Source organism: Pseudanabaena sp. CCNP1317, assembly GCF_034931345.1.
GTDB lineage: Bacteria > Cyanobacteriota > Cyanobacteriia > Pseudanabaenales > Pseudanabaenaceae > Pseudanabaena > Pseudanabaena galeata.
On record NZ_JAYGIF010000128.1, the window covers coordinates 1 to 6379 of the forward strand.

The 6379-nt window shown below is 42.8% G+C and carries 8 protein-coding genes; 6 read left to right on the top strand and 2 right to left on the bottom strand.

The window, feature by feature from the left end; all coding sequences use genetic code 11:
* Positions 1-251: 251 nt before the first annotated feature.
* Complete coding sequence (locus VB775_RS22310; RefSeq protein WP_281009699.1) at positions 252-674, bottom strand: type II toxin-antitoxin system VapC family toxin; 423 nt, start codon at positions 672-674, stop codon at positions 252-254.
* Positions 674-931: a hypothetical protein gene (locus VB775_RS22315; protein WP_281009700.1), complete on the bottom strand. Its 258-nt coding sequence runs from the start codon at positions 929-931 to the stop codon at positions 674-676. Before VB775_RS22315 ends, VB775_RS22310 begins: the two co-directional genes overlap by 1 nt.
* A 67-nt stretch (positions 932-998) precedes the next feature.
* Between VB775_RS22315 and VB775_RS22320 the strand changes: the two genes are divergently transcribed.
* From VB775_RS22320 to VB775_RS22345, 6 genes are all read left to right on the top strand, one after another.
* Positions 999-2468 carry a type I restriction-modification system subunit M gene (locus VB775_RS22320; RefSeq protein WP_281009701.1) on the top strand — a complete coding sequence of 490 codons (1470 nt, stop codon included), beginning with the start codon at positions 999-1001 and terminating at the stop codon, positions 2466-2468.
* Positions 2468-3844, top strand: coding sequence for an RNA-binding domain-containing protein (locus VB775_RS22325; protein WP_281009702.1), 1377 nt, complete (start codon positions 2468-2470; stop codon positions 3842-3844). The genes VB775_RS22320 and VB775_RS22325 overlap by 1 nt, the downstream gene beginning before the upstream one ends.
* A gap of 73 nt (positions 3845-3917) precedes the next feature.
* Positions 3918-4523, top strand: a complete 606-nt coding sequence (locus tag VB775_RS22330) for a Uma2 family endonuclease (protein ID WP_281009818.1) — start codon at positions 3918-3920, stop codon at positions 4521-4523.
* 69 nt (positions 4524-4592) lie between these two features.
* Positions 4593-4844, top strand: a complete 252-nt coding sequence (locus VB775_RS22335; protein WP_281009703.1) for a type II toxin-antitoxin system Phd/YefM family antitoxin — start codon at positions 4593-4595, stop codon at positions 4842-4844.
* Positions 4841-5095 (top strand): Txe/YoeB family addiction module toxin, encoded by a 255-nt coding sequence (locus VB775_RS22340; protein WP_281009704.1) that lies wholly within the window; start codon positions 4841-4843, stop codon positions 5093-5095. The genes VB775_RS22335 and VB775_RS22340 overlap by 4 nt, the downstream gene beginning before the upstream one ends.
* A gap of 9 nt (positions 5096-5104) precedes the next feature.
* The gene (locus tag VB775_RS22345; RefSeq protein ID WP_281009705.1) at positions 5105-6346 is read left to right on the top strand and encodes a restriction endonuclease subunit S; all 1242 of its coding nucleotides are present in this window, start codon (positions 5105-5107) and stop codon (positions 6344-6346) included.
* Positions 6347-6379 lie beyond the last annotated feature (33 nt).

Consider the following 6379-nt stretch of genomic DNA (forward strand, 5'->3'; position numbering starts at 1 on the left):
CTGCTTGTCTCACCAGCAGTATTCCACCTTCACTACTCAATTGTTCGCCACTAAACTTTACTTCTAGTCGCTTTTTTTTATAAAATTCGATCTTTGCTTCTTGATTACACTCTGTCATGAGAAAATATATCTATTATTATTCTGAAGAGCCTAATTCTAATAGCTTTTAGGCTCTTTTTCTTGTTCTCGTTCCCCTTGTCATGCATAATTCAGGTTAGATTGCTCTAATAGCTAGGGTAAATTTACCCTAGCTAAAGGCTATTTGGAATAATGAGGTCTATGATTTGATGGCGATTTTTGCGGTAAATTTGGAAATCGCTATCGAGGGTAAATACGGAACTATTGCTTTGCAATTCTGCCATTCTAACGAGACAGGCATCTGCCAATGAGACTGGGACGGATTTATAGATTGTTAATAGTCGTTGAATTTCTATCAACTCGTTTTCTAAGTCAAAATCTATAATGATGACTCGACGCTCAAGAAGTTTGAGAATTGTTTCTTGACCACCGTGAGTATTACGAAGCAGGAAAAAACTCTCTGTAATTACAGCTTCGCAGGTCAATAGAGGAGGCTTAATCATTGCCCACTGCTGCTTTGACCATTCATGATAATTATCTCTTTTGTTGATAAGTGCTACTAATGGACTCGTATCCAAAATAACTCTGGTTTTCATTACTCACCAAAGCCCTGAAAATATTCTTTGTTTGTCGATAGATCTGAGGCGGCTTCTAAACAGCCAACTAAATCTCCTGCTAGTTCCAAGGCACTTATTTCACGCTCTTTCTCGATTTCACCTATTTGATTTGCAGGATTTCTAATAGATTCTTGTGTGAGAAGATAAAAGAGAAAGTCATTAACAAATTTCAGGCTTTCGGGTGATAGTGCGTCAATGTATTGTTTAGCTTGATTTCTAATTTGGATACTATTCATCTTTGTATTCTCCCTGATGCGCTTCACCATAGCTTTATAATCTCATAGGTATTCTAGTTAGACAATTATGGCGATCGCAACGTTAATCAAAAGTATTCAGGACATCATGCGTAAGGATGTGGGTGTCGATGGTGACGCTCAGCGCATTAGCCAGATTGTGTGGTTGCTGTTTCTGAAGATTTTTGATGATAAGGAACAGGAGTGGGCATTTACAATTTCTGGCTACAAGTCGCCATTGCCTGAGCGGTTGCGGTGGTCTAACTGGGCAAAGAATCCTGAAGGGATAACAGGGGAAGAGTTACTTGATTTTGTAAACATTCAGCTTTTTCCTGAGTTGAAAAAGCTGGCGACGGCTGCGGGAGTGTCACCACATGGCAGGGTTGTGGGCGCAGTGTTTGAGGATGCCTATAACTATATGAAGTCGGGGACTCTGTTGCGGCAGGTGATTAATTGCATTCAGAGTGATGTGGACTTTAACTCATCGGGCGATCGCCATTTATTTAATGACATCTACGAAAAGATTTTGGCGGATCTGCAATCGGCAGGAAATGCGGGGGAATATTACACACCTCGCGCCGTGACGCAGTTTATGGTGGATATTCTCGATCCAAAATTGGGCGAAAAGTTGCTCGACCCTGCCTGTGGTACGGCGGGATTTTTGGTGAATGCGATCGAGCATCTCAAGGCGCAGGCAAAGACGGCTGAGGATTTACAAAACTTGCAAAAAAATATCAATGGGGTAGAGAAAAAGCCTTTGCCGCATATGTTGGCGATGACGAATGTGATGTTGCATGGGATTGATGTGCCGACGAATATTCGCCATGACAATACTTTGAAGCGTCCATTACGGGACTACACACCCAAGGATCGGGTGGATATTGTGATTACTAATCCACCGTTTGGGGGCATGGAGGAGGATGGCATTGAGAGCAATTTCCCGAAGAAGTACCAGACTCGCGAGACTGCCGATCTATTCATGGCGCTGATTATGCACTTACTCAAGCCTGAGACGGGACGGGCGGCGGTGGTTTTGCCCGATGGTTTCCTGTTTGGTGAGGGGACAAAAACGAATCTCAAGAAGGAATTGCTGGAGGAGTTTAATCTACATACGATTGTGCGCTTACCTAAGGGAGTGTTTAGTCCCTATACGGGCATTAATACGAATATTCTCTTTTTTGAAAAAGGTGAGCCGACTAAGGATGTCTGGTTTTTTGCACATCCCTATCCATCGGGTTACAAGTCCTATTCACGGTCGAAGCCGCTCACGATCGCGGAGTTCGATCGCGAAAAGAGTTGGTGGGGTGGCAAGTCTCGCAAGGGACGCAAGGTGAATGAATATGCGTGGAAGGTGTCGGTTGCCGAGATTGCGGCGCGTAACTATAATCTCGATTGCAAAAATCCCCATGAGGTAATGGTCTATCATGGTGAGCCTGATGAGTTGATGGCGGAATATTTGGAAATTGCTCAACAAATGAAGGCGGCGCAGGATGCACTCAAGCAAGAGCTAGTCAGTGCTTTGCAGCGTGGGGGCAGTTAATGGAATCAAATCGAGTTGAGTATAAGCGCGAACTGACCGATGGTTTTGAGCGTGAGGCGATCGCCTTTTTAAATTATCGAGATGGCGGCGTTATTTACATCGGTATTGATAAAGATGGCTCGATGGTGGGTGTTGCTGACTGTGATGCGGTGCAACTGGCGATTAAAGATCGGTTGAAAAATAATATTTTGCCGTCCTGTTTGGGACTGTTTGATGTAATTCATGAAGTCCGTGAGGAGCGGGACATTATCAAGGTGACTCTGGCTAGTGGCTCAGAGAAACCCTATTACTTGCGAAAGTATGGAATGTCTGAAAAGGGTTGCTTTGTCAGGATTGGTAGTGCATCGGAACCAATGTCAGGACGGATGATTGAGGATCTGTTTGCGAGGAGGACTCGTAACTCACTCGGTCGAATGCGATCGCCACAGCAAAGCCTTAATTTTGAGCAGTTACGGATTTATTACGAGGAAGCGGGGTTTACGCTAGGCGATCGCTTTGCGGCGAATTTGGAACTATTAACTGAGGATGGAACTTATAACTATGCTGCCTATTTGCTAAGCGATCGCAATGGGAATTCGGTACAGGTGGCGAAGTATCGTGGTTTAGATCGCTATGATTTGATTGATACCAATGAGTATGGGTATTGTTCGTTAATTAAAACTTGCAAACAGGTGCTAGATCGCTTAGAGGTTGAAAATCGCACGGCTACGAAAATTACAGGTAAAGAGAGAATCGAGCGGCGATTATGGAATGTCGTAGCGCTACGCGAGACGGTAATCAATGCGATTATTCACAATGATTTCACCAATGAGGCTGTGCCTAAGTTTGAGATTTTTGACGATCGCCTTGAGATTACGTCTGCGGGGTCAATTCCTGAAGGGGTGGAGCGTGAGGAGTTTTTTGCTGGTTATTCGATCCCGCGCAACAAGATTTTGATGCGTGTTTTCAAAGACCTTGATATTGTGGAATATCTGGGTTCTGGAATGCCGCGTATTTTGAAGGCATATCCAAGGGAGTCTTTTATTTTTACGGCTAATTTTATTCGCACGGTGTTTCCGATTTCGCAGGAGGCGCTAGAACTAGAACGGGGTGCGTCAATGCAGTTTGAGTCACGGCTAGAGTCACGGCTAGAGTCACGGCTAGAGTCACCATTAGCAGCTAAAGTGTTTTTGCATTTAGTACAGGATGCTGATAATAAGGCTGGCATGGCGAGAATGCTAGGTCATAAGACAATTTCTGGAGAACTGCATAAGCAGGTTAAACGTTTACTGGCACTCAATCTAATTGAAATGACGATTCCTGATAAGCCTAATAGCCGTTTGCAAAAGTATCGATTAACGGCAAGGGGTAAGGCTTGGCTAAATGGTGATAGATAAGTGTAGTTTTTGCTTAGTCAATTATTTCGAGTCATAATCAAGCTATAGCGCATAGGAGATCAAGTTAATGACTATGACGATCGCTGAAGTAAAACCAACATCTCAGTCTGTAAATCAAGTACCAGTAAAGAAATTGACCTTTGCGGAGTTTCTTGAGTTTAGTAGTGATACTGAGATTTTGTATGAACTAGAGAATGGAGAATTAATTGAGATGGCTTCGGAGAGTGAGATCAATCAACGTATTGCCATGTTCTTGGTTGCCTGTTTTTTACAGTTGGGGATTTCCTATGGGCGGCTAAGGATGAAGACGGAAATTGCGGTGCATAGCCGACGGGTGGGGGTGCGTGTACCTGATTTGGTGATTTTTTCGGAGGAGTTGGAAGCGGCGATGCAGGGGGCAACCCGATCGCTAGTTTTGATGGATATGCCACCACCGTTGTTAGTAGTGGAAATTGTTAGCCCCAATCAAGAGAGTCGGGACTATCGCTATAAGCGATCGGAGTATGCGGCGAGGGGAATTATGGAATATTGGATTGTTGACCCGATCGCTCAAAAGTTGACGATTTTGCAATGGGTTGAGGGGTTTTATGACGAGTTGGTGTTTACAGGAGAGACTGCGATCGCTTCGCCTTTATTGGGAGAGTTAGATTTAACTGCGGCGAAACTTTGGCAAAGCTAAGCTGTATATGTACATATTTCTGTACAATGATTTTAAGGAAAAAACTATGCAAGATAGAGCCAATCAGCTATGAATGCAGTTACATATACCCATGTCCGCAATAACTTAGCAACGATGATGGATCAGGTATGTGCTGATCACACGCCTGTGATCGTGACGCGCCAAAATCAGCAACCTGTGATCATGCTGTCTTTAGAAGACTACGAATCTTTGGTGGAAACTGCCTATTTGTTGCGTAGCCCTAAGAATGCAGAGAGATTAACTAAGGCGATCGCTCGACTAAATGCTGGTGAGGGACAGGTGCGGGAGTTGATCGAGTGACGGTTATTTTTGATGATGATGCTTGGGAAGATTATCTCTATTGGCAGCGTACCGATCCAAAGGTTTTAAAACGGATTAATGCTTTGATTAAGGAGATTCAGCGTAGTCCCTATGAGGGTGTTGGTAAGCCTGAGCCTCTGAAATATAATTTTGCTGGCTATTGGTCAAGGCGGATCAATGATGAGCATCGGCTTGTTTATCAGGTAAATGATAACGATGTGCTGATTGCTCAACTTCGATATCACTATTAGTGGATTTTGATGAATACAGGCGAACTTTTAGAAAAATATTTTGCTTTTGCTTTTGCTGCACCTGATGGGATTAAGAAACTGCGCGAGTTGATTTTGTCGTTGGCGATGCAGGGGAAGTTAGTGCCACAAGATGAGACTGATCGCCCTGCGAGTGAGCTATTAAAGGAGATTGCGGCGGAGAAAGGTCGATTGGTGAAGGATGGCAAGATTAAGGCTTCTAAGCCTTTGCCTGAAATTAAGCCTGATGATGTTCCCTATGATTTGCCGAAGGGTTGGGAATGGTGTCGATGGAACGATGTTGCCTTAAAAATCGGAGACATTGATCACAAAATGCCTAATGAAGTTGCTGAAGGAATCCCGTATATTTCCCCTAGAGATTTTTTTGGCAATAATGAAATAAACTTTGCTCAATCAAAAAAAATATCTGTACAAGACTTTGAATCTCTGAGATTAAAGATACAACCTGAAAAGTTTGATCTAATTTTCCCAAGATACGGGACTCTCGGAGTTAACAGATTTGTTTTAACAGATATAGATTTTTTAGCGTCCTACTCTTGTGCGGTAATTAAGAATCTTAATGGATTTATAGATCCAACGTATTCCTACTACTATTCAATATCTAAGTTAGTTCGCTCAGAAATAGAACGTTACACAAAAAAAACTACACAGGGAAATGTAGGGATACAGTCAATACAGATTTTTTTATACCCCCTTCCACCACTTGCAGAACAACGCCGAATTGTTGCCAAAATTGATGAATTGATGGTGCGATGTGATGAACTGGAAAAGCTAAAAACAGAACGCGATCGCAAACAAATCACCGTCCATAAAGCTGCTCTAAATCGTTTATTAACTGCCAAAGATCACAGCGATTTCCAAACCTCATGGCATTTCATCACCCAACATTTCAGCGAGCTTTATTCGGTCAAAGAAAATGTTGCGGAACTCCGCAAAGCTATACTCCAACTCGCTGTAATGGGTAAGCTAGCCCCCCAAGATCCTAGCGATCAGCCTGCTATTGAATTGTTAAAAGAGATCGGCGCAGAGAAAAACAGATTAGTTAAGGAAGGGAAGATAAAAAAGCCTAAATTATTACCTGTAATTGAGGATAAAGAAATATTCTTTGACCTGCCTATTAGTTGGAAATGGGTAAGACTCAGAAGTGTTGAACCAAAAGTGAAGAAACACCAAAAATGGATACACTACACCTATCAAAATAGTGATTTCAGCTTAAAATCACTATCCTCCTAAACCAATGTAAGTAGCTAATATTCTCACACATAA

What these genes read in the sequence shown, in the direction of transcription:
- VB775_RS22325 (WP_281009702.1), top strand. Translation starts at nt 2,468, where the DNA reads ATGGAATCAAATCGAGTTGAGTATAAGCGCGAACTGACCGATGGTTTT.
- VB775_RS22330 (WP_281009818.1), top strand. Translation starts at nt 3,918, where the DNA reads ATGACGATCGCTGAAGTAAAACCAACATCTCAGTCTGTAAATCAAGTA.
- VB775_RS22345 (WP_281009705.1), top strand. Translation starts at nt 5,105, where the DNA reads ATGAATACAGGCGAACTTTTAGAAAAATATTTTGCTTTTGCTTTTGCT.
- VB775_RS22315 (WP_281009700.1), bottom strand. Translation starts at nt 931, where the DNA reads ATGAATAGTATCCAAATTAGAAATCAAGCTAAACAATACATTGACGCA.
- VB775_RS22320 (WP_281009701.1), top strand. Translation starts at nt 999, where the DNA reads ATGGCGATCGCAACGTTAATCAAAAGTATTCAGGACATCATGCGTAAG.
- VB775_RS22335 (WP_281009703.1), top strand. Translation starts at nt 4,593, where the DNA reads ATGAATGCAGTTACATATACCCATGTCCGCAATAACTTAGCAACGATG.
- VB775_RS22310 (WP_281009699.1), bottom strand. Translation starts at nt 674, where the DNA reads ATGAAAACCAGAGTTATTTTGGATACGAGTCCATTAGTAGCACTTATC.